Source organism: Vibrio sp. CyArs1 (genome assembly GCF_022432925.1).
Classification (GTDB): domain Bacteria; phylum Pseudomonadota; class Gammaproteobacteria; order Enterobacterales; family Vibrionaceae; genus Vibrio; species Vibrio mediterranei.
Window position 1 is genome coordinate 93,707 of the sequence record NZ_JAKRBO010000006.1, and the last position, 22,061, is coordinate 115,767.

The 22,061-nt window shown below is 45.3% G+C and carries 23 protein-coding genes; 2 read left to right on the forward strand and 21 right to left on the reverse strand.

The window, feature by feature from the left end:
• Positions 1-145: 145 nt before the first annotated feature.
• Positions 146-1,399, forward strand: a complete 1,254-nt coding sequence (locus MMA19_RS17815) for an outer membrane protein transport protein (RefSeq protein ID WP_171389982.1) — start codon at positions 146-148, stop codon at positions 1,397-1,399.
• 291 nt (positions 1,400-1,690) lie between these two features.
• Positions 1,691-2,932: an outer membrane protein transport protein gene (locus tag MMA19_RS17820; protein ID WP_240206842.1), complete on the forward strand. Its 1,242-nt coding sequence runs from the start codon at positions 1,691-1,693 to the stop codon at positions 2,930-2,932.
• 202 nt (positions 2,933-3,134) lie between these two features.
• Here MMA19_RS17820 and MMA19_RS17825 read toward each other — a convergent pair whose 3' ends face one another.
• The 21 genes from MMA19_RS17825 to flhF form a co-directional block, all read right to left on the reverse strand.
• Entirely contained in the window at positions 3,135-4,010 is an 876-nt protein-coding gene (locus MMA19_RS17825; protein ID WP_240206844.1) for an MlaA family lipoprotein, read from the reverse strand.
• Between the two features lie 195 nt (positions 4,011-4,205).
• Positions 4,206-5,423, reverse strand: coding sequence for a c-type cytochrome biogenesis protein CcmI (gene ccmI, locus MMA19_RS17830; RefSeq protein WP_240206845.1), 1,218 nt, complete (start codon positions 5,421-5,423; stop codon positions 4,206-4,208).
• Positions 5,423-5,908: a cytochrome c-type biogenesis protein gene (locus tag MMA19_RS17835; RefSeq protein ID WP_063606428.1), complete on the reverse strand. Its 486-nt coding sequence runs from the start codon at positions 5,906-5,908 to the stop codon at positions 5,423-5,425. The genes ccmI and MMA19_RS17835 overlap by 1 nt, the downstream gene beginning before the upstream one ends.
• The gene (locus tag MMA19_RS17840; RefSeq protein ID WP_006069994.1) at positions 5,905-6,459 is read right to left on the reverse strand and encodes a DsbE family thiol:disulfide interchange protein; all 555 of its coding nucleotides are present in this window, start codon (positions 6,457-6,459) and stop codon (positions 5,905-5,907) included. Before MMA19_RS17840 ends, MMA19_RS17835 begins: the two co-directional genes overlap by 4 nt.
• The gene (locus tag MMA19_RS17845; protein WP_240206846.1) at positions 6,459-8,420 is read right to left on the reverse strand and encodes a heme lyase CcmF/NrfE family subunit; all 1,962 of its coding nucleotides are present in this window, start codon (positions 8,418-8,420) and stop codon (positions 6,459-6,461) included. Before MMA19_RS17845 ends, MMA19_RS17840 begins: the two co-directional genes overlap by 1 nt.
• Positions 8,417-8,902 carry a cytochrome c maturation protein CcmE gene (gene ccmE / locus MMA19_RS17850; RefSeq protein WP_006069992.1) on the reverse strand — a complete coding sequence of 162 codons (486 nt, stop codon included), beginning with the start codon at positions 8,900-8,902 and terminating at the stop codon, positions 8,417-8,419. Before ccmE ends, MMA19_RS17845 begins: the two co-directional genes overlap by 4 nt.
• A complete protein-coding gene (gene ccmD, locus MMA19_RS17855; RefSeq protein ID WP_006069991.1) occupies positions 8,899-9,105 on the reverse strand; it encodes a heme exporter protein CcmD in 207 nt (68 codons plus the stop codon). The genes ccmE and ccmD overlap by 4 nt, the downstream gene beginning before the upstream one ends.
• Before the next feature lie 5 nt (positions 9,106-9,110).
• On the reverse strand, positions 9,111-9,860 hold the full coding sequence (locus MMA19_RS17860) for a heme ABC transporter permease (protein ID WP_171391752.1): 750 nt from the start codon (positions 9,858-9,860) through the stop codon (positions 9,111-9,113).
• Positions 9,861-9,926: 66 nt separating this feature from the next.
• Positions 9,927-10,595 (reverse strand): heme exporter protein CcmB, encoded by a 669-nt coding sequence (ccmB, locus tag MMA19_RS17865; RefSeq protein ID WP_006069989.1) that lies wholly within the window; start codon positions 10,593-10,595, stop codon positions 9,927-9,929.
• A gap of 1 nt (position 10,596) precedes the next feature.
• Positions 10,597-11,214: a cytochrome c biogenesis heme-transporting ATPase CcmA gene (ccmA, locus tag MMA19_RS17870; RefSeq protein WP_006069988.1), complete on the reverse strand. Its 618-nt coding sequence runs from the start codon at positions 11,212-11,214 to the stop codon at positions 10,597-10,599.
• Positions 11,215-11,503: 289 nt separating this feature from the next.
• On the reverse strand, positions 11,504-12,007 hold the full coding sequence (locus tag MMA19_RS17875) for a DUF2802 domain-containing protein (protein WP_062457924.1): 504 nt from the start codon (positions 12,005-12,007) through the stop codon (positions 11,504-11,506).
• On the reverse strand, positions 12,007-12,501 hold the full coding sequence (locus tag MMA19_RS17880; protein ID WP_006069986.1) for a chemotaxis protein CheW: 495 nt from the start codon (positions 12,499-12,501) through the stop codon (positions 12,007-12,009). The genes MMA19_RS17875 and MMA19_RS17880 overlap by 1 nt, the downstream gene beginning before the upstream one ends.
• A gap of 71 nt (positions 12,502-12,572) precedes the next feature.
• Entirely contained in the window at positions 12,573-13,586 is a 1,014-nt protein-coding gene (locus tag MMA19_RS17885; RefSeq protein WP_240206848.1) for a chemotaxis protein CheW, read from the reverse strand.
• Positions 13,576-14,355, reverse strand: coding sequence for a ParA family protein (locus tag MMA19_RS17890; RefSeq protein WP_240206849.1), 780 nt, complete (start codon positions 14,353-14,355; stop codon positions 13,576-13,578). The genes MMA19_RS17885 and MMA19_RS17890 overlap by 11 nt, the downstream gene beginning before the upstream one ends.
• Positions 14,356-14,357: 2 nt before the next feature.
• The gene (locus tag MMA19_RS17895; RefSeq protein WP_038229385.1) at positions 14,358-15,476 is read right to left on the reverse strand and encodes a chemotaxis response regulator protein-glutamate methylesterase; all 1,119 of its coding nucleotides are present in this window, start codon (positions 15,474-15,476) and stop codon (positions 14,358-14,360) included.
• A gap of 13 nt (positions 15,477-15,489) precedes the next feature.
• Positions 15,490-17,703 (reverse strand): chemotaxis protein CheA, encoded by a 2,214-nt coding sequence (locus MMA19_RS17900; protein WP_240206850.1) that lies wholly within the window; start codon positions 17,701-17,703, stop codon positions 15,490-15,492.
• A 9-nt stretch (positions 17,704-17,712) separates the two neighbouring features.
• Positions 17,713-18,429 carry a protein phosphatase CheZ gene (locus MMA19_RS17905; RefSeq protein ID WP_006069981.1) on the reverse strand — a complete coding sequence of 239 codons (717 nt, stop codon included), beginning with the start codon at positions 18,427-18,429 and terminating at the stop codon, positions 17,713-17,715.
• 31 nt (positions 18,430-18,460) lie between these two features.
• Positions 18,461-18,829, reverse strand: coding sequence for a chemotaxis response regulator CheY (gene cheY, locus MMA19_RS17910; protein WP_006069980.1), 369 nt, complete (start codon positions 18,827-18,829; stop codon positions 18,461-18,463).
• Between the two features lie 45 nt (positions 18,830-18,874).
• The gene (locus MMA19_RS17915; protein WP_038229381.1) at positions 18,875-19,606 is read right to left on the reverse strand and encodes an RNA polymerase sigma factor FliA; all 732 of its coding nucleotides are present in this window, start codon (positions 19,604-19,606) and stop codon (positions 18,875-18,877) included.
• Positions 19,599-20,486 (reverse strand): MinD/ParA family protein, encoded by an 888-nt coding sequence (locus MMA19_RS17920; RefSeq protein ID WP_031495379.1) that lies wholly within the window; start codon positions 20,484-20,486, stop codon positions 19,599-19,601. The genes MMA19_RS17915 and MMA19_RS17920 overlap by 8 nt, the downstream gene beginning before the upstream one ends.
• A 12-nt stretch (positions 20,487-20,498) precedes the next feature.
• Entirely contained in the window at positions 20,499-22,049 is a 1,551-nt protein-coding gene (gene flhF, locus MMA19_RS17925; RefSeq protein WP_239920658.1) for a flagellar biosynthesis protein FlhF, read from the reverse strand.
• Between the last annotated feature and the right edge of the window lie 12 nt (positions 22,050-22,061).

Sequence of the window (22,061 nt, forward strand, 5' to 3'; positions counted from 1 at the left end):
TCATTTATATACTTTTTACGCGATTTTAGTTACTGGTCAGATTTCTATTGCCTATACTAGCGATTAGGATCAGCCCCGAAATTGAGCATTAACTCAATTTTCACTAACGCCCAAAGAGGCGATTACAAAAAAGGATGTATACTAAATGACTACTTCGCGTCTGTATAAAAAAACACTATTAGCAGTGGCAGTCTCGTCACTCACTTTCGCCTCTCAACATGCAGCAGCAGCAGGTTTCCAACTTAACTCTCAATCAGCAACAGGCTTAGGTCGTGCGTTTGCGGGTGATGCAGTAATTGCGGATAACGCTTCGGTAATGGCGCGTAACGCGGCAGCTATGACGTTGTTTGATTCGCACCAGTTTTCTGGTGGTTTGAATGTCATCGCATCTAGCATTGATGTTAAAGATATCGGTGGTGCTGGAGCCCCACCGTATGGACAACAAGAACCAGATGCGAATAATACAGCCACTTCTTATGTACCGAACATCTACTATATTCATCGTCTAAATGACAAATGGGCTCTGGGTGCGGGCATTTACTCGAACTTCGGTACTACTAACAATTTTGATGACTCATTCGGCAATACTAATTTAGCGAAGGTATACGGCGGTACTACTGAGATTTCCAGCATCAACTACACGCTAAACGCAGCATACCGCATTAATGAGCAATGGAGTATCGGTGGTGGTGTAGATATCGTTCAAGGTTCAGGTAAACTTGAAAGAAGCACAAGTCCGCTAACGCCGGGCTTGGGTGAAAGCGATGTAGTAAATATCGATGCAAACGGTGTGGGTGTTGGCTTCAATGTTGGTACGGTATTTGAGCTGAATGAAGACAATCGATTTGGTCTAGCATATCACTACAGCCCAACGGTCACTGCTGACGGTACTGTAGAGTTTGCATTGGATCCAAATGCCAGCAGCATCGATCTAAAGCTACCTAGCATGGTAGAGTTTAGTGGTTTCCACAAAATTACTGATACCAAATTCGCGGTTCACTATAGCGTTCAATGGATTGGTTGGAGCGTATTTGACAAAGTTGAAACTAATAACAACGCAACTATTAAAGAATACAACTGGCAAGATGGCTACCACTTTGCTCTAGGTGGTACGTACTACTTAAATGAAGAATGGACCCTACGTGCTGGCTATATGTATGACACAGCAGCACAAGACCAAGACCGCTCGATCTCTGTACCAGACTCAGATCGTCAATGGTTCTCTGTCGGTGCCGGTTATAACTTCAAGAAACACCACACGATTGACCTAGGTCTAACTTACCTAGCAGGTAAAGATGTTGCTGTAACTGAATCGAGCGCTCCTTTAGCTCCAGAACTAACTGCAACCACACATGCTAACGCATGGCTTGCAGGTATCCAATACAGCTACAGCTTCTAAGCTAAATAGCTAAAGTTCTTAAGGGTCGGTATTCCGACCCTTTTTTCTATCTACCCCTACTCTAACCTTCACTTTCAGCATACAACTGGTCATACCTTTTCTTAATTTTTGTATACAGATGTAAGCTGAATTTTTGAAACATCACCATAACATCTAGATTATTAGCCCACAACAACCTATTTTTACGATATTTAAATTCAAAAATGATGTATTTGTAATAAATTAGTTTTAAAGCATTTACTCTAAAAATAGAATCACCGCTCTAAATGGAAATACTTTGAGCGAACAATAATGACAATTTCAAAACGAACTCCCCTATCTCTTGCAGTGGTTTTGGGGCTGCTCTCCTCTACACAGGTCTCAGCGGCAGGTTTTCAACTAGCAGAATATTCAGCGACTGGTCTAGGACGCGCATTTGCAGGTGAGGCAGCAATGGCTGACAATGCAAGCGCACAATGGCGTAACCCAGCAATGTTGACTTATCTAGAGGGTACTCAGATATCTGGTGGTGTGCTTTATGTCGACCCAAATATTGACGTTACCGGTACCTCTTCTAGATTTGGCTACACCGAAGCGAAAGACATTGCTCATAGTGCACCTGTTCCTAACTTATATGTGTCACATCAAATTAATGATAGTTTTACTGCAGGTCTCGCTCTAGGGTCAAACTACGGTATGGAAACAGAGCTTGATAGCAGTTTCCTTGCTACCCAATATGGCAATCAAGCGAAAGTAATGACCGTAGAAGCTGTCGCTAGCTTAGGCTATAAAGTCAACGAGCAATTTAGTATTGGTGGCGGTATTCGTTTCGTCACTGGAGAAGGACATTTTGGTGCATCAGTTCCTGTAGCAGGCACTGACCTGAAGTATATGGAAGGAAAGGATAGCTCTTGGGGCTATCAGCTTGGTGCGGCTTGGCAGATTAATCCTGACAACCGTGTTGGTATTGCTTATAAGTCGAAAGTGACTATGGACTTCGAAGGTGATGCCAGTGGTTTATTAGTACCAAACCAAAGTATTGGCGGAACGCTCTCAGTCCCTCTACCAGCAACCCTTGAACTAGCTTCATTCCATCAGCTAAATGAAAAATGGGCAGTTCATGGAAGCATCAACTGGACTCAATGGAGTGACTTCGACAAACTTGTTGCCGAATACGACAATGGTATGAGCGATCATATTAAAGGTGAATACTGGAAAGATAGCTATCGTTTCGCTCTGGGTACTACGTACAGTTTAAATAAAAAAGTAACGTTGCGTGGTGGTGTTGCTTACGATATGTCAGCTGTTGACGATAAATACCGTACAACCACTATTCCAGAAACAGATCGTACATGGTTAAGTGCTGGTGCTAGCTATGCATTTACAGAACAGTTCACTTTGGATGGTGGTTTGACTTATATAATGGCGCGTAAAGCTCCAATCGTTGAACCTCGCGACTCACATGACCAAGCTGCGTCCGTTTTTGGTGATTTCACTGGTGAAATCTCAGGTGATGTTTGGATTGTAGGCGTACAAGCTAACTATCGCTTCTAAGTTCTTTATAATTTTCAACATGCTTTAAGAGATTCTCATTTTCACGAGAATGACGATTATTTTGATTAGGGATTACTCGTCATCCTCACGAAAGTGAGGATCTCATCCAACAAGTGACGTCCTCAACGACATTCTATTGAAGTCACCACACGCTTTAAGAGATTCTCGTTTTCACGAGAATGACGATGGTACCGACCGAAGGCTACTCAAAATCCTCCAAGTAGTCATCAATATAAGCTTCTTCCTCGGCATCCACTTCATCATCCACTACTTCTGCTTTGTAGTTCTGACGTTGGATATAAATATCCCGAGTAAGAGAATAAGGATCTGGTGACTGTTCGAGTGTTGCTTCTTGAGAGACGACTAGCGCGCGTTTTTCCATTCCTTCCAAGGCCCACTTGCCAAAGCTAGCCCAGAAGTTTAAGAAAGATATTGGCGGATATAATCCATCTACTACATCCGCACCTTCACGCAAGGTAATCGGTCCGTAACCCGGTATCATAAAATATGGGCCCGTACCGACTCCATAATGCCCAATTGCATCACCGAACTCTTTTTTATCTCGCTTTTCAATACCGGCCGCAGACGCGATATCAATAAAGCCTAATAAACCTAACGTACTGTTTATCCAAAAGCGATTTAAGTGATCCAGCGCCTTGCCACCATTCCCCATAACAGCATTGTTTACAGCGCTAAACGGCTCATCAAGGTTCGCTAGGAAGTTACGTACCCCTAGTCTGACAGGGTCAGGCGTGTAGTTGACATAGGCGAGAGAGACGGGACGCACAAAATAGGGGTCTAAATAGTCATAGTTAATCGCCCACATTGCTCGGTTAAAGCTCTCGAAGGGGTCATAGACATCGGTGCCAACCTGAGTCGTATCATTGTCAGGTTGTTGTTCACTGTTCTCGACTTGCAGATCGCTGGACTCACTTGAGCTAGAATCCAAAGTCGTCGTTGTCTCTTGGCTTTCTATTGGCTGGATTTCTTCAGGAGATGAAGAGCAACCAAACAGAAATACGCAAGAAACAAAAACGGCAAAAAGAGTTATCTTTTTGCCGGTTGATGCTGACTGCATAACCTCATCCATAAGCCATGACAATCTGAGCAGATTCGTATTTTTCTATCCTAATACTTTGATAATTAGGAATTAAGCTCTAGATTGTTGTTATAACCACTAGTAATGAGTATAGCGGTATGCAACTACACAGGCTAGTTAAAGCAACAATCTAGGCCAATATTTATTAATCAGTATGACTATGTGTTATAGGCATCAGTACTGCTGATTAATAGACACCTCCACGGTATCACCTAATTTAGCAGGCTGGCTTTCACCAAACCAATCGCCATCACGAGTAGCAACATTACCATCACTGTCGATACGAACTCTCACAATAAGGCCATCTAAACTTGATAGCTTACGCCCTTCCATCATGCTGTTGTTATCATCCAAAACAACAGTGCGTGGGAAAGTGCCTAGCGGATAGCGCGCTGCCGCAACTGGCATTGGCGAACCGTCGGCTGGATGTACTGAGACGATTAGTGCTGCATCATCTGGGATACGAGCATCAGGGCTTAGTGAAATCGTCACCGCCACTGACTTACCTTGAACAATCGGCTCACCCATACGCGCTTTGGCACTCTCAATGCTTCGAGAAAGCATTTCATAGCGGCTGTCTTCTGGACCAATCATTTTCTGCATAATCGACCAGTAACGGATAGCGCCTGGGAAGTCTTCTCGCTCAAATGCATCAAATGCCAATAGCGAGAACACTCGAAGATCAACATACTCTTCTTGAATCAGGCTAGTAAGAAGGCTTCTTGCACGATTATTGTCCATTTCATCTTGAGACATCATCAGAGCTTGAGCGTAACCTAACTTAACATCTGCATCATTAGGCGTTAAGCGATAGGCTTTTTCCATCGCGTCTGTTGCGGTTGTCACGTCGCGATTCGCAAGGGCGATTCGACCTAACAGCAACCAGCCCGTTGCATCGTCTTTTTGGTAGTGCAAACGCGTACGCAATGCCAAAGTAAGATCTTGCATCTCATCTTCAGTCATTGGCTCAGCAGAGCCCGCCATCAGCTTCTTCGACAATTCAGGAAGATTAGCCGTGACTTCTTGCCAATTTTTCACCTTGGTTGCACCACCAAAATGCATATACATGCCATAAGTCAAGATCACAACCAAAGCAACAGAAGGAATCAGTATCGCCATTGGCGAAATATTGAATTTCTCGGTTTGTTGCTGCTGTTGTGGAATATCGTCAAGCAGTGATTGTTTAAGGTCATCGATTAAGTCTTGTTGGTTCTCTACCAAGCCTTCTTCGTTCTCTACTTCCAACTCAGAAAGACGATCTTTATAGAATGCCTTGTTTAATTCATCACGAAGCTGTTCATCGTTGTTGGCTTTCTTACTGCTAAGAGTGATTGCCAGCAGTGCGATTGCAACGACAACAAGACCGACTGTTGATATCCAAAAAAGTGTCATTATTGCTTATCTCCAGTCTCTTTTTCATCCAGCAACGCTTTCAGTTGAGCTTCTTTTTCATCGCTCCACTCGCTGCCTGCTTGTTCAGTTTGCTTAGCGCGGTTCTTACGACTGCGCATCACAATCAGACCAAAACCGAACACCACGACAAATAACGGGCCAACCCAGAGGATCGCCGTTGCGAATGTCAGCGGTGGATTATAAGTCACAAAGTTACCGTAGCGAGCGATCATATAGTCGATAATCTCTTGCTTAGATTTACCTTCTTTGGTCATCTCATAGACTTTCTGACGAAGGTCTACCGCAAGCTCAGCATTAGAGTCACCTATAGTATTGTTTTGACACTTGGGGCAACGCAGCGTGTGGTTTAGCTCTTTGAACTGGTTTTCCTGTTCTAACGAGTCAAACTCATGAACTTCAATTGCAGCATTAGCTGCCAACGCGAGCACTAATGAAGAAGCTAAAGCGATTAACCACTTTTTCATTTTTTCGCCTCCTCTAACATTTGCTGATATAGAGGCTGAAGTTTCTCACTCCAGTTACGAGCGTTCACATCACCAACGTGACGGTAACGAATCACACCATTAGCATCGATTAAGAAGGTTTCAGGCGCACCGTAAACCCCTAAATCTAGACCTAGCATACCATCACCATCGAACAGGCTAATCAAGTAAGGATTACCCAACTCATTAAGCCATTGAATCGCCTTGTTACGTTGATCTTTGTAGTTCAAACCGATGATTTTGACGCCATTCCCCGCAAGCTCATTGAGATACTGGTGCTCGGCATAACAAGTTGGACACCATGTGGCCCAAACATTAAGCAGTAAAGGCTCACCTTTGAAGATATCCTGATTGTATAGCTTTCCAGGCTCGGCAAGATCTTCTAAACGAAACTCTGGAACGTGTTTGCCAATCAGCACCGATTCTAGCTTGGTAGGATCATCCCCAGCCTGGTTACGCCCTAGCTGAACGGCAAAGACCGACACCAGAATTAGAAATGCGACTAAAGGAATAAATAGGATCTTCTTATTCATTATGCGTCTCCTTCCGCCTTCGCTGTCTTTCTGAAACGGTAACGTTTATCACTGATAGCTAATGCACCACCGATAGACATAATCAGTGCACCTAACCAAATCCAACGAACAAACGGTTTGTGGTAGATACGAACTGCCCATGACTTACCATCATCTAGACGCTCACCCATCGCAATATACAAGTCACGAGTCACTCCACGATCGATAGCGGCTTCAGTCATCATAGACTTAGCAGTACGATAGAAACGCTTTTCTGCATGAAGGGTGTTGATGTATTTACCATCTTTGGTGATTTCAAAGTCAGCGATATAACCATCGTAGTTCGGGCCATCTTTGTCACGCAGACCTTTGAAGTAGAAGTCGTAGTCATTAATCTGGTAATGCTCGCCCGGTGCTAAACGCACATCGCGCTCAATGCTGTAGTTTTGCACCATAGCGATACCAATCACGCTTACCGCTAAGCCGATGTGACCCAACATCATCGCCCAGTGGCTGCGAGGTAGCTTAGTAATGCCTTTGGCAAAACTGTGGCGGTGAGTTGCACGCTCGTAAAGTTCAAAACCATGCATGGTAATGATCCAAGATGCCATCAACCATCCAAGGAATGCGAGACCTGTAAAGTATTCAGCCAAAACGGTTACCATCAGCGCAGAAAAAGCGAGTGAGATAACACCAGAGATGACCATTGGCTTAATAAGCGTCGACATTTTGTCACGCTTCCAGCGAATCAGAGGGCCGATACCCAGTAGGAACGCGAATGGCACCATTAGCCAAGTAAACAACATATTAAAGAATGGTGCACCGATCGATACTGAGCCCAGACCAATCTGTTTATGAACAAGTGGTAGTAAAGTACCAACAAGCACCACGACGAGCGCCGCCATCAACAGAACATTGTTACCCAACAGCGCGTTTTCACGTGACAGCAAGTCGAAGTTACCACGTACTCTCACCGAGGCGCCTTTCATAGCAAACAGCAGTAATGAACCACCTATCACGAATACTAAGAAACCAAGGATAAACATACCGCGCGACGGATCGGAGGCAAACGCATGCACTGAGACCAAAATGCCGGAACGTACTAAGAAGGTACCCAACAAACTCAAAGAGAATGCTGAAATCGCCAGTAATACCGTCCAAGCTTTGAACGTGCCGCGTTTTTCAGTCACCGCCAACGAGTGCATTAATGCGGTACCCGCTAACCAAGGCATGAACGAGGCATTTTCAACTGGATCCCAGAACCACCAGCCGCCCCAGCCAAGCTCATAATATGCCCACCATGAACCTAGTGCGATACCTAGAGTTAGGAAAACCCATGCAGCGGTTGTCCAAGGTCGAGACCAGCGAGCCCAGGCAGTATCCAAGCGGCCTGACATCAATGATGCAATCGCAAATGAGAACGCAACCGAGAAGCCGACATAACCCATATAAAGCATTGGAGGGTGGATGATCAAACCAGGGTCTTGCAACAGTGGGTTGAGATCTCGTCCGTTAACCGGGAAGAAAGGTAACGTTCTTAAGAATGGGTTTGACGTAACAATGATAAACAGTAAGAAACCTACTGTGATCATGCCCATCACTGCTAGCACTCGCGCGACTGACTCTTGAGGCATACCTCGGCTAAAGCTAGCTACAGCAACGGTCCAAGCCGCTTGAATCAGCACCCATAGTAATAGTGAGCCTTCGTGAGCACCCCATACTGCCGTTAGACGGTAGTACCAAGGCAACTGAGTATTCGAGTTATTCGCCACATACTGCAACGTAAAGTCGTTAACGTAAAACGCCCACTCGAGAATAACAAAGGACAACAGTAGCATAATGAACATACCCCAAGAGAGAGGCCTTGCTGTGTTCATTAGCAATGTGTTGTTTTTCGATGCGCCTATGAGCGGCAAAATACTGAGTAACACTGATAAACTCAACGAGAGTATCAGTGCAAAGTGACCAATTTCAGCAATCATTGACCGCTTCCTTGTTTCTGTTCTTGAGAATATTGCAGTGGTTCATGCGTCTTCTTCATAGCTTCTGCTACTTCAGGAGGCATGTATTCTTCATCGTGCTTAGCTAGTACTTCAAAAGCCTCAATCTTAGTAGGCTCCACTAGTACTCCTTGAGCAACAATGCCCTGCCCTTCACGGAACAAGTCAGGAAGAATACCATCATAAACCACTGTCACCTTAGGACCGACATCAGCTAAATCGAAGCTGACGCGCAGTGATTCTGTATCACGACTTACCGAACCTGCAACCACCATTCCACCAATACGCAGACGTTGGCCAATTTCAGGTTTTGAGCCGTCTTTCTTACCATTCACCAATTCCGTTGGTGTATAGAACAGATCCATGTTTTGATTAAGTGCATAAATGATCAAGCCAACAGTCGCACCGATACCAATGAAAATGGCCAGAATAATGCCGAGCCTTTTCTTACGCCTTGGGTTCATAGAGTGTTCTCCATATTTTTCGCTGCTTCGATACGCGCCTGCCTATCGACTTTAGCTTGAACGTCTTTAAGTAGTTTTTTTCCTCGTGACACGCTAGTCACAAGAAGAATAATCATGGACAAAAAGGTGATGCCAAATGCACTCCAAACATAGGAGGCATAACCTCCCATAGCAAAAAAGTCACCTAAAGATTCAAAATGCATAATATCTAACCTCTTTGCTTGGCTTGTTCAGCCAGTTTGATCACCCACGGACGGTGCCCCTCTTTATTGATGATCTCATTACGTAAACGAATCATCGTCACAGCTCCAAAGAAGAAGGCAAATCCGAAAATATTCAGTAGCAGTGGCCATAACATGTCGCTCGAAATCGAAGGTTTAGCGAACTTAGTAATTGTCGCGCCTTGATGTAGCGTGTTCCACCACTCCACAGAGAAATGGATTATAGGGAGGTTAATCACACCTACTATGGCAAGAATACCCGCTGCTTTTGCTGCCGTTTTTTGATCATCAAACGCGTGGTAAAGCGCAATGACACCTAAATAAAGGAATAGAAGAATCAATTCTGACGTCAAACGAGCATCCCAGACCCACCATGCACCCCACATAGGCTTGCCCCACACAGCACCAGTTAACAGCGCGATGAAGGTGTAGACCGCACCAATTGGCGCCATGGCCAAAGCCGCTAAGTTAGACAACTTGACCTGCCACACTAGACCAATAAATGCCGAAATCGCCATCGACATATACACGCCCATAGACCAAATTGCAGAAGGGACGTGAATATAGATAATACGGAAGCTGTCACCTTGTTGATAATCTGCAGGTGCAAACGCAAGCCCCCAGATGGTGCCGATAGATAAGCATAGCAATGCTATCGTGGCAAACCATGGTAAAAGCTTACCGCACAATTGGTAAGTGGTTTCGGGTTTGGCATAAGGATGGAGCCATTTCCACATAGTGTTTCTCACTCTTTGACGACATTTCTCTCATCGCCGAATCGGCAATGTAAGCGTGGTATATTTTTAGTTTACGCTAACTCTTAGTGCGGCACTGATAGCAAACGGAGTCAGAGTCATGGCTCCGGCTAACATAGCAGCTAGCAAAGCTAACTGACCATTATACGCAACACCCAATGATGCTGCATCAATCGCAGAAGTAGCAAATATTAGAATAGGAATATAGAGAGGCAATACGAGCAAGCTCAGTAGCACCCCACCTTTTTGCAACCCAACAGTCAATGCAACACCGATAGCGCCTATAAAACTCAAGGTAGGTGTCCCCACCAATAAAGTTAAGACGACAGCAATCCATGTATTTGAGTCCAGTGATAGCAAAATCGCCAGCAGTGGACTAATAATGATAAGAGGCAACCCTGTCAGCAACCAGTGAGCAATAATTTTTGCTATAACAACCAGTTGTAGGGGAATAGGCATGAGCATCATCTGTTCAAGAGACCCGTCTTGGAAGTCATCTTTAAACAGTCGCTCCAATGACAAAAGTGCAGAAAGCAAAGCGGCTACCCACACAATACCAGCAGCAATACGCGCCAGTAAGTTTGGCTCAGGCCCGATACTTAATGGAAAAAGAGTAATCACTATGATGAAAAACCATAGTGGATTGAAAATATCGGCTTGACGACGAAATGCAATGAGTAGCTCTCGACGGATTATTTTCATCATTGACGCAATCATACTACTCTCCAAGTTTGATCTTTTTGAGCTTAGGATTGTCGCTAAACATATCTTGGTGAGTCGTTAACAATACGATACCGCCCTGTTCCGCATGATTGAGAAATAGATCTTCTAGCACTTTAACACCCTGCTTATCGATCGCTGTCAGTGGTTCATCCAAAATCCACAATGGTTGCTTACTGAGCCAAAGACGCGCCAACGCTACTCTGCGTTGTTGACCTGCAGAAAGTTGAGCAACAGGTACATCTTCTCGACCAGCAAGGCCGACTTGGGTTAACGCAGAAAAAATCTGTTCCGTCGATGTGTCAGGAGCATGAATAGACTGATAAAACTTTAGATTTTCGAACGCGGTCAGATCGCGTTTGACGCCAGTTTGGTGTCCTAGAAACAACAAAGATTGGTGATAATCTTCCCGACTGGATTCGATTTTTTCACCGTTCCATTTGATCTCACCTTCTTCTTTATCTCCCAGTCCAGCAACAATACGCATCAGCGTGGTTTTACCGGTACCGTTTCGGCCCTCAATCTGTACGAGATCGCCTAATTGTAAAGAAAAAGATAAATTCTCAAATAATACGCGGTCATCGCGAATCGCTGTTAATTTTGTTACTTCTAACATTCATTTACGTACTGGTTCGACAGGGCGTCCATCTTACCATAGCTAAAATAGCGTTAAACGATAATGATCAAACTCGCTTCACGAAACTTGGTAAGAAACTATAAATTGCTGTTCTTAAAACGAAATATATACCCACAAAGTGGTATATATTTTCTTAATCTGTCATATCATGCCGAACCATAGAATAGCAAACCGTATACCTATGACGACTAGAAAAAGGTAAAGAATTGTTAACGTTGTTATTAAAATAGAACAAGAACATCAATGGGTTATTGATGTTCTGTAACGTCTATCTGCTCTTTTTAAGGGAGGAATAACCTTGACTGGCAGGTGCTCGGATAGGTTGCTTTGCCTTGTGTAAAGGCGGCACTTTTTCTTTGCCGGCAATTTTGTTCTGCAGCGAGAGCATCAGCTCTGCTTCCGCCTTTGGAAGTTCGCACTCTTCGATAAGCTCGTTGATATCCGCGCCCAGTTTGACCATTTTGTTAGCGCGAGTGTACAAACGACCGTCACTATCGACATTTTCCAGCTCGATAATACGCTCGGTTAGGTGGGCTATAATTTCTTCTTGTTCAGATACTTTCTGACCAAGTCCAACTAGCACCGAACGTACTTCGAGAAGCTGTTTATTGCATTTTTCTACATCTTTCTCTAGCGCTCGCTTTTGCTGGCGAGCATGTGCCTTATGCAAATTCAGGCCACGATGAACCCTCACCAACCATACAAAGAGAATGATTGCTAATGCCACCGCTCCCCATAGCAGTGGTGACATCAAAGACACAGAGTCAATCATTATAGGTAAGCCATTTCATCCCACTCATCTTCCGAGAGCAGTTTATTTAGGTCAACAAGAATCAACAATTTACCTTCACGGTTGCTCACCCCTTGAATGAACTTCGCGCTTTCATCTGTGCCAACACTTGGCGTTGTATCAATTTCAGAAGAGCGCAGATAAACCACTTCAGCCACGCTGTCGACTAGAATACCAATAACTTGGCGTTCAGATTCGATAACAATGATACGAGTATTATCCGTGATTTCACCAGGCATCAAGCCAAAGCGTGAACGAGTATCAATCACCGTGACCACGTTGCCACGGAGGTTAATAATACCCAATACGTAGTCTGGTGCTCCAGGTACAGGCGCTATCTCTGTATAACGAAGTACTTCTCGAACTTGCATAACATTGATGCCGTAGGTTTCTTCTTCTAACTGAAACGTCACCCATTGCAGCACTTCATCGTTAGCTTGATCTTTTCTTAGTTCAACATCCATCGTTTGAGACATAGTCTTCCTCTCAATTCATTTCTGCCTTGCTTTATAATGAAAGCGGAAGCAAATAGCATTAATTTTGTTGTTTACTGTACCGATTTAACATCTAATCCAGCATTAAGCATGTCAATTAGCTCAGACACATGAACTAACGCACACATTTGTTCTTTTACCATCCCAGCAAGCCAAGGACGCTTACCGGACTTTTCTCTCCAGCGCACTGCTTCTGGTCTAAGTAGTTCAGTACCTTTAAGTTCTGTAGATGCCAGTCCCCAATGGCTCTCACCTAACATCACAATATACTCATAAGCATCTTTGTAACTATCGTCATTAAGAACATCAGGCATTACCCACATAGCCGTATCAACCACATCAAGTTGACTATCACGACTCGACTGCAGCCCTAGATACCAAGCAGGTTTGCCAATCAAATGGTTTAGCTCACCAATCTGGTGGATACCACCAAGCTCATCCAAAGGCACGGCAAACGTCATACCATTGACATCAAAATACAGCACCTGAAAACCTTCAGTACGCTCGCCATTTTGCCAAATGTTCTGCTCACCCGACCCACCATCTGCGGTAACTAGTTCTACATCAACTGTATCGGCAATCTCAGAATCAACTTTAATATCACTAGTTACATCCGAAGTTTCTTCTAGATCCCACGATTGAATTTCTTCTGTTGCTGGTTCAGCAGCAATTTGCTCTGACTCAACCTGAACGACTATGTCTGGCTCAGTAACTATTGACTCTTCAAGTGCTTGAGCTTCTGACTGTTGCTGCAACCCACTAAACAGCTTCTCAAGATGTTGCAGGTCAGGCTCTTCAGCTTCCGCGATAAGTTCGTCGTAAGTGCGTGCAACTTCTTTTGATTGGCTAAGTTGTAGTTGAGGCTCAGGTTGCCAAGTAGATTGTGAACCCTGCTGCTCACTAGAAGCCTCAGCTTCTGATACTTCAACAACAGAAGCTGGTTCACTCACTTCGATTGGCTCAGACTCACCACTATCAAAATCAAGGCTATCTTCTAGCCCTAATAATGACGTAAAGTAATCGTCTAGCGCTTGTTCGCTTGAGAGGGGAGCTGCATCAGCTTTCATCTTGAGCCAACCTTTCTAAATAAATCAGCAGCTGCTTATAGGCAAATACGCCACGACTTCCAGCGGCAAAATGCGACGCAGGTAAGTGCTTAAGACTTGCGTCTCTAAACTTGGTATCGATAGGTACCGCAGAGCTCCAAACTTGCGATGGATAATCGTGTTTAAGCTGGGTGAGTGTTTGCAAAGATGCCCGAGTTCGTTTGTCATACATGGTAGGGACAATCGTTACCCTGAATGGGCGTTGACGTGATTTCTGCATGATAGCCAACGTACGCACCATTCTTTCCAGCCCTTTCATAGCCAAAAACTCGGTCTGTACTGGGATTAAAATTCTATCACTCGCCGCCAACGCATTGACCATCATCACACCTAATATTGGTGGGCAGTCTATCAACACATAATCGTACTCATCACGAAGTGCCAATAATGCGCGTTTTAAGATAAGTCCCATGCCACTGCGATTACCCATGACGCGGTCGAGTGTCGCCAGCGACATATGAGCTGGCAAAATATCAATATTATCTATCTCGGTCTGGTGAATTAACGCTTTAACACGCGTCTCACTGAATTCTTTCAGTTGGAACAAATCGAACAAGCTATGAGCCAGCTCGTCCGAATCCATACCCAGATAGGTGGTCAATGACGCATGAGGGTCGGTATCAATCAACAACACTCGATGACCCTTTTGGCTCAATAGTCCTGCCAACGTTACCGTGGTGGTGGTTTTACCCACTCCACCTTTTTGGTTAGCCACACTCCAAACAATCATAGTTAGTGCCTCTTGAGCTCTACTAAAATACGTTCGGCGATGCGCTCCAACGGCAGGTCTTCCGTCGAAATACCTGCTTTCGCTACAGCCTGAGGCATGCCATAAACCACGCAAGACTCTTCGTCTTGAGCCCAAATCGTTGACCCTGCAGCTTTGAGCATACGAGCGCCTTCTCTGCCATCTGCACCCATTCCAGTTAATATCATCGACAACACTTTGTCTTGATAGATCTTAGCGGCAGAACCAAAGGTGACATCAACACAGGGTTTGTAATTCATGCGTTCACCACCATCAATGATGCGGATCTTGGTATTACCAGGGCGCCCCTCGAGCATCATCTGCATTCCGCCTGGCGCCAAATAGGCAACACCTGGTTGCAACATATCGCCATCCGCCGCTTCTTTGACCGTAATTTGGCAAAGAGAGTTTAAGCGTGCTGCAAACGCTGCCGTAAACGTCGCTGGCATATGCTGTACAAGTAGAATCGGGTGGGGATAATTAACAGGTAACTTGGTTAAGATCTTTTGCAGAGCGACTGGCCCGCCCGTTGAAGTTCCGATCGCTGTCAACTGATACGACTTACCACTGGCACGAAACCGTGCGGCTGGCGCAGTGGCCTTTACAGCACTCACTGAAGGTTCGACACGTGAAGCGGCTGTTCTCGATGATAATGTGCCCGCTGGTCTTGATATTGGACGAATAGGAGTTCTGCGTAACAACGCGCGACGGCTAGCAATTTGCTGCACACGTTGCTGCAATAGGCTGACAGCTTCGTCTTTGTTGCGCGCAATATCTTCAAATTTCTTTGGTAAGAAATCTAAAGCACCAGCTTCCAATGCATCTAAGGTCGCTTTGGCGCCTTCATGCGTCAAAGACGAGAACATAAGTATTGGGGTTGGCTGAGACGCCATGATCTCACGTACCGCAGAGATGCCATCCATAACTGGCATCTCTATATCCATAGTGATCACATCGGGTTTCAGAGACAGTGCCTTTTCGACTGCCTCTTTGCCATTCACAGCAACATCAACCACTTCTAATCGAGGTGCTGCATTAATAATATCGCTAACACGTCTGCGGAAAAAACTTGAGTCGTCGACGACGAGTACTTTAAGTGACATAGACTTCCCTAAATTAGATACGCGATGCCGCTGCGTACTGCTTAAGTAAGTCAGGTACGTCTAATATCAATGCGATGTGACCATCACTAGTAATTGTTGCGCCTGCCATGCCCGGCGTACCTTGTAATAGGCTATCTAGCGGTTTAATCACCACTTCTTCTTGGCCGATCAAAGTATCCACAACAAAGCCAACACGCTGGCTGCCTATCTGAACGATAACCACATGCCCATGACCCGTACGCTGCTCAGCGCGACCCGCATGTGGTGCGAGCCAGTTTTGCAGATAGAACAGAGGAATAGACTTATCACGAACAATGATCGTCAATTGACCATCAACCACATTGGTACGGCTTAAATCTAGGTGGAAAATTTCGTTCACGCTTGCCAAAGGCAGTGCAAATGGATTACCTCCCACGCCCACCATTAAGGTTGGAAGTATCGCTAATGTGAGCGGAACTTTAATGGTAATTTTGGTGCCTTTACCGAGTTCTGAGTCAATATCGATAGAGCCGTTTAAGGTATTAATGGCAGTCTTCACCACATCCATACCTACGCCACGACCCGATATATCCGAGATCTTTTCTTTACTGGAGAAGCCCGGCATAAAGATAAGATTAAAGCACTCTTTATCGGTCAGACGAGAGGCTGCGTCCTCGTCCATCATGCCACGTTTTACTGCGATAGCTCGTAGCTTCTCAGGGTCCATACCACCACCATCATCAATAATGGCAAGTTCGATATGGTCACCTTCTTGAGAGGCAGAAAGGGTTATCTTACCCGTGCGAGATTTACCTGACTGTTCACGAACATCTGGCATCTCCACACCATGGTCAACCGAGTTTCGAACCAAGTGAATCAGTGGATCCGCTAGGGCTTCTACTAAGTTCTTATCGAGGTCGGTATCTTCACCTTGCATTTCAAGAACAATGTCCTTGTTAAGGCTACGCGCCAAGTCTCTTACCACTCGTGGGAAGCGACCGAATACTTTCTTAATAGGCTGCATGCGGGTTTTCATTACCGCACCTTGCAGATCTGCAGTCACAACATCGAGATTGGAGACTGCTTTAGACATCTCTTCATCATTACTGTTGAGACCAAGACTTACCAAGCGGTTACGAACCAACACCAGCTCACCAACCATGTTCATGATGGTATCCAGTGTTGAAGTATCAACACGCACTGTTGCTTCGGCCTGTGGTTTCTTGACCTGCACAGCCGTGTTCTTGCTTTCCGCTGGTAAGGATTTTTCTGGGGCTGGCGCAACAGCGGGGGCCGCCGCTTTGGTAGGTTCTGCTACTTTAGGCTCGATCGTCGCTGATGCAACGTTTTGAGATGCAGGTTTTGTTGCTACATCCAGTTCATCTGGAGAAGGACCCTTACCAACACCATGCAATTCATCCAGCAGTTTCTCGAACTCTTCGTCCGTCATCAAATCACCACTGTCAGACCCTGCTGGTGTCTCTTTAACCTCTGGCTTAGAGGCAGCTACAGGTGTCACTGCCGGGGCAATATCTGCCGCAGAAGGTCCCTTACCAACACCATGTAGTTCGTCTAACAGTTTTTCAAACTCATCGTCCGTAATGTCTGACGAGCTAAGTTCCGCTGGCGCAACAGGCGCGCTATCCACCGCAGAGATGGCAGGCGCAGCCGCAACTTTACTCGGGCCACTCCCTTTGCCATGAAGCTCATCTAGAAGACGCTCAAACTCATCTTGAGTAATATCATCGATGGAGTCGCCTTGCGCCACCGTTGAAGATTCAACTACGCTGAGTTCTGGCTCAGAGACGGTCGGAGGTTCTGGGATTTCAACCTTAGGAGCTACGGCCTCATCTGCGGACTCTGGCTTACTTAGGCGATGAAGTTCCTCTAGTAGTGCAGGATCGGCTGGTTCAATCGGAGCCATGTTCTGAACTGATTGGAACTGATGGTTAACGGTGTCTAACGCTTTAAGCATAGTATCCATTAGACCAGCACTCACTGAGCGCTGGCCGTTTCGAAGGATATCGAAGACGTTTTCCGCACCATGACAGGTATCAACAAGTTCAGTTAATGCTAGAAATCCCGCGCCACCTTTTACGGTATGGAAACCTCTAAATATCGCATTCAAAAGATCTTTATCTTCAGGGTTGTTCTCTAGTTCGACTAGCTGCTCTGAAAGCAACTCGAGTATCTCACCCGCTTCTACTAGAAAGTCCTGTAGAATCTCTTCATCTAATTCGTAGCTCATTGTCCACCCCTAAAACCCAAGACTCGAAAGCAAATCATCGACTTCGTCTTGCGAAGAGACGGCATCGTCTCTCTCATGAGGGTTAATAATCGGTCCCTCGACGCCAACTGGTGCCTGCTTTGGTTTTGTTGTTATTGGTTGTTGTTCGTCACTGAACACTTTCAAGATTTCCACCAGCCTCGTTTCCACTTCACTGACTAAAGTGATGACGCGGCGAATGATTTGTCCAGTAAGGTCTTGAAAATCCTGCGCCATTAGGATGTTGGTGAGCTGAGTACGCAGTTCGGTACCATCCCCTTCCACCTGACTAAGTAGATCATCAATACGATGACACAGGTCTTTAAATTGTTTTAGCTCAAGCCTGCCATGCATTAGCTCGTTCCACTGTGGACGAACCTGTAATAAACATTCATGGAGATTGTCCGCCATAGGCAGACAACGTTCTACCGCGTCCATTGTGGTATTGGCAGAAATTTCCGTCTTGTTGATGACGTATTCTAAGCGGTCGCGAGCTTCAGGGATTTCATCATTGGCAATCTCATTAAGACGCGTATCAATGCTGAATTCCTTTAAAGCATCGTGCAGGTCACGAGTCAGAGCGCCAACTTCTTGAAGTACTCGACTTTCGTTGCCGCCTTGAATCATCATGACCAGCTCATTGGCTTCTTGTTGTTTGTCGTTTTCCAACAAATCAACAAGCTGCTTAGCTTGTTCTAATGAAATCATTCTGATATAGCCATTCGCTATGATGAGCGCGTTATAAACGCTCGAAAATTTTGTCTAATTTTTCTTTTAGTGTTGCTGCGGTAAATGGTTTAACGATGTAACCATTTACACCGGCTTGCGCCGCCTCGATAATCTGCTCGCGTTTAGCTTCTGCAGTGATCATAAGAACAGGTAGGTGTTTAAGTTCTTCATCCGCTCGGATGTGTCGTAGTAGATCGATCCCTTGCATGCCTGGCATATTCCAGTCGGTTACGACAAAGTCAAAATCGCCCTTCTTGAGCATTGGTAGTGCCGTTAAACCGTCATCAGCTTCTAGCGTGTTGCTAAAGCCCAAGTCGCGTAGAAGGTTTTTGACAATACGGCGCATTGTTGAAAAGTCGTCAACAATAAGGATTTTCATGTTTTTATTCAAAATTGCCTCCACTGAAAGCAAGATCAGTGTTTATTAATTATTATCTGTCCAAGCACTTAGCTTGGTGCGAAGACGCTGCATCGATTGGCTCAATATTTGACTAACGCGCGATTCGCTGACGCCCAATACTTCACCTATCTCCTTCAAATTTAACTCTTCGTCATAATACAAGGATAACGTTAATGCTTCACGCTCTGGTAGCGATTTTATTGATTCTATTAACGCTTCACGGAACGCATCGTCCGCGACACCTTGAAACGGAGTATTATCTTCTTCATCTGAAACAGAGACAGAATCTTCCGAAACGCCTAAATCTTCTATTCCCACCAGCTTCGAACAATTAATATCGGTCAGAGCTTTGTGGTATTGAGCAAGACTCAGCCCCAAATAGTTAGCCACCTCAGAATCGGTTGGATCTCGATTGAGTTCGACTTCCAACACTGAAATGGCCTGAGAAATATCACGGCTATGTTTATGTACCGAACGTGGTACCCAATCACCGCGACGAATATCATCAAGCATGGCTCCTCGAATCCGAATCCCGGCGTAGGTTTCGAAACTCGCGCCTTTAGTGCCATCGTAATTTTTTTGTGCTTCAATCAAGCCGATCATTCCAGCCTGAATCAAGTCTTCAACCAACACGTTCGGTGGAAGTCGCCCAATCAAATGGTGGGCAATACGCTTCACCAATACTGAGTACTTCTCTAAGAAAGCTTGCTGACCACTCAAATTGGCATGTTGGTCATAGGTCAAAGCTTTATTCACTAAACGGTTCCTCTAGCGCTTCTGGTCTATTTAGTAGCCTTTCGACAAAAAACTCTAGGTGCCCACTTGGTACTTTTGGAATTGGCCAAGTTAACGCTTTGTTCGCCAAAGAACTTAGCGCTAGAGCAGCAGGTGAGCGTGGAAATGCATCAACTACTATTTTTTGTCTCTTCACTGCTTGTCGCACTTTATCATCTAATGGGATGCATGCGACTAACTCAAGACTCACATTGAGGAATCGTTCTGTGACTAGTGTCAATTTTGTAAACAATTCTCGTCCTTCTCGATAGCTACGAACCATATTCGCCACCACTTTGAAGCGCTGAACTTGATGCTCTCGACTAAGTAGCTTTATAAGCGCGTAAGCATCGGTAATTGAGGTTGGTTCATCACACACCACCACTACTACATCTTGCGCTGCACGAGAAAAGCTCACCACCATATCGGAAATGCCTGCTGCAGTATCTACAAGCAGTACGTCCATTTCTTCTTCTAAGCTACCAAACGCTCGAATCAACCCCATATGTTGAGCATGACTTAGCTCTGTCATACTTTGCGTACCAGATGTCGCTGGGATAATTCGAATGCCGTGAGGACCTTCGACAATGGCATCTTTTAAATCGCATTCGCCTGCCAATACATGACCGAGGTTTTTCTTAGGTCGAATACCAAGCATGACGTCGACATTTGCCAGACCTAAATCAGCATCCAACACCATCACTTTTTTGCCTTGACGAGCCATACAGATTGCAAGTCCAAGCGTCACATTGGATTTACCAACACCACCTTTACCGCCAGTAACTGAAATTACCTTCGTCAACGTTGGCTGAGTCAAACGTCTTAGGCCACTCGCTTGGTCATGTATCATGTTATTTGTCATATTCGCTTGCACCTAAACCCCCTCCATATCACTGTTCCAGAAGTGGGGTTCATTCTCTGTCGACTTCTCTAATAGTTCGTTCGCTTTCGCGACCATATATTTGGGCTGCGCAATTACAATGTCTTCTGGCACCCGTTGTCCATTGGCAATATAGGTGACTGGCAGTGCATTTTGTACTACAACACTGATAAATTCGCCCAAGCTTAACGACTCATCCAACTTAGTCATAATGCACCCTGATAACGGGATGCGTCTAAAGTGGTCTAACGTTTCTTGCAACACTTGACGCTGCGCCGTCGCCGGTAGCACCAAGTAGCTATGTATTACTTCTCCACTCTCCTGCATCAGCGTATCTAGCTGTTCGGAAAGCCTAACGTCTCGCTGCCCCATACCTGCGGTATCAATCAGCACTAAGCGTCTGTTTCTTAATTGATATAGTACATCGGCAAGTTCTTCAGAATCTTTAGCAACTCTGACGGGACATCCCATAATTCTGCCATAAATAGATAATTGCTCATGAGCACCAATTCGGTAGGTATCCGTTGTGACTAGCGCTACATTGTCAGAGCCGTATTCCATGGCGGCTCTTGCTGCTAGTTTAGCCACCGTCGTCGTTTTACCTACCCCCGTAGGCCCAAGCAACGCGACTATCCCACCTTTGCGCAGAATATCTTGCTTACTCACTACGATTTGATCTGAGACTAAAGACAACAACGCCTTCCATGCTTTTTGAGGCGGCGTATCTTCTGGAATATAACAAGCGAGTTGGTCAGAAAGTTCAGGAGACAGGCCCATTCTTTCTAATCGTTTGATTAACATGGCTCGAAGTGGCTCTCGGCGCTCGACTTCTTGCCACATTAAACCGGACACCTGATGTTCAAGAAGGCGGCGGATGGAAGACATATCTTCCTTCATCGCTTCGAGTTCTTCACCGATTTTCGCGTCACGTGGATTGGAACCTCTGCGCGGTGCATCTGTACTATTTTCAGCGAATTGATGACGCCCTGTGGAGCGTAGGCTTGAACGATTGTCGCGAGAATCAAAATCTGAGCGATTTTCTTGAGCGTATTGATAGCGATCGCTGTTTTGATAACTGTCACTGACCGATTTTGCTCGCTCTGATTGTCTTTCTAATAAAGCAGAAAGAGAGTCTGGCGGTGTCGATGCGCTTTTACTCGCGTTGCTGTCAGCACCACGATAATTTTTGAGCATACTGGCAAACCGATCGGTGACCGACGGCGCACTTGCTGAACTTTTTTGATTGAGATTCACAACGTCGTCCTTGAGGCTGCGTCCACTATTCTGGTTTCTACCATCAGCATAACGGTCATTGGTCTGGCGACCACCGTCATAACTGCTCTGTGGACGTGTTGGTGCCGCCAATGCGTTGCTTTGCATCTGACGTGGTTCCGATGGCGAACTATCACCATCGACGGCAGCAACGATTTCTACCCCACCCGCCACTTTTTTATTGGACATGATCACCGCTTCAGCACCAAGTTCTTCTTTTACTTGGAGCAGCGCCTGACGCATATCTCTGGCAAAAAATCGTTTAATTTTCAACTGTTACATCCA

What these genes read in the sequence shown, in the direction of transcription:
- MMA19_RS17885 (WP_240206848.1), bottom strand. Translation starts at nt 13,586, where the DNA reads ATGAAAGCTGATGCAGCTCCCCTCTCAAGCGAACAAGCGCTAGACGAT.
- MMA19_RS17840 (WP_006069994.1), bottom strand. Translation starts at nt 6,459, where the DNA reads ATGAATAAGAAGATCCTATTTATTCCTTTAGTCGCATTTCTAATTCTG.
- ccmI (WP_240206845.1), bottom strand. Translation starts at nt 5,423, where the DNA reads ATGACACTTTTTTGGATATCAACAGTCGGTCTTGTTGTCGTTGCAATC.
- MMA19_RS17890 (WP_240206849.1), bottom strand. Translation starts at nt 14,355, where the DNA reads ATGATTGTTTGGAGTGTGGCTAACCAAAAAGGTGGAGTGGGTAAAACC.
- MMA19_RS17920 (WP_031495379.1), bottom strand. Translation starts at nt 20,486, where the DNA reads ATGACAAATAACATGATACATGACCAAGCGAGTGGCCTAAGACGTTTG.
- MMA19_RS17895 (WP_038229385.1), bottom strand. Translation starts at nt 15,476, where the DNA reads ATGTCACTTAAAGTACTCGTCGTCGACGACTCAAGTTTTTTCCGCAGA.
- ccmD (WP_006069991.1), bottom strand. Translation starts at nt 9,105, where the DNA reads ATGCATTTTGAATCTTTAGGTGACTTTTTTGCTATGGGAGGTTATGCC.
- ccmE (WP_006069992.1), bottom strand. Translation starts at nt 8,902, where the DNA reads ATGAACCCAAGGCGTAAGAAAAGGCTCGGCATTATTCTGGCCATTTTC.
- MMA19_RS17820 (WP_240206842.1), top strand. Translation starts at nt 1,691, where the DNA reads ATGACAATTTCAAAACGAACTCCCCTATCTCTTGCAGTGGTTTTGGGG.
- MMA19_RS17905 (WP_006069981.1), bottom strand. Translation starts at nt 18,429, where the DNA reads ATGATTTCATTAGAACAAGCTAAGCAGCTTGTTGATTTGTTGGAAAAC.
- MMA19_RS17845 (WP_240206846.1), bottom strand. Translation starts at nt 8,420, where the DNA reads ATGATTGCTGAAATTGGTCACTTTGCACTGATACTCTCGTTGAGTTTA.
- MMA19_RS17825 (WP_240206844.1), bottom strand. Translation starts at nt 4,010, where the DNA reads ATGCAGTCAGCATCAACCGGCAAAAAGATAACTCTTTTTGCCGTTTTT.
- MMA19_RS17880 (WP_006069986.1), bottom strand. Translation starts at nt 12,501, where the DNA reads ATGTCTCAAACGATGGATGTTGAACTAAGAAAAGATCAAGCTAACGAT.
- cheY (WP_006069980.1), bottom strand. Translation starts at nt 18,829, where the DNA reads ATGAAAATCCTTATTGTTGACGACTTTTCAACAATGCGCCGTATTGTC.
- MMA19_RS17860 (WP_171391752.1), bottom strand. Translation starts at nt 9,860, where the DNA reads ATGTGGAAATGGCTCCATCCTTATGCCAAACCCGAAACCACTTACCAA.
- ccmA (WP_006069988.1), bottom strand. Translation starts at nt 11,214, where the DNA reads ATGTTAGAAGTAACAAAATTAACAGCGATTCGCGATGACCGCGTATTA.
- MMA19_RS17875 (WP_062457924.1), bottom strand. Translation starts at nt 12,007, where the DNA reads ATGATTGACTCTGTGTCTTTGATGTCACCACTGCTATGGGGAGCGGTG.
- MMA19_RS17835 (WP_063606428.1), bottom strand. Translation starts at nt 5,908, where the DNA reads ATGAAAAAGTGGTTAATCGCTTTAGCTTCTTCATTAGTGCTCGCGTTG.
- MMA19_RS17900 (WP_240206850.1), bottom strand. Translation starts at nt 17,703, where the DNA reads ATGAGCTACGAATTAGATGAAGAGATTCTACAGGACTTTCTAGTAGAA.
- MMA19_RS17815 (WP_171389982.1), top strand. Translation starts at nt 146, where the DNA reads ATGACTACTTCGCGTCTGTATAAAAAAACACTATTAGCAGTGGCAGTC.
- ccmB (WP_006069989.1), bottom strand. Translation starts at nt 10,595, where the DNA reads ATGATTGCGTCAATGATGAAAATAATCCGTCGAGAGCTACTCATTGCA.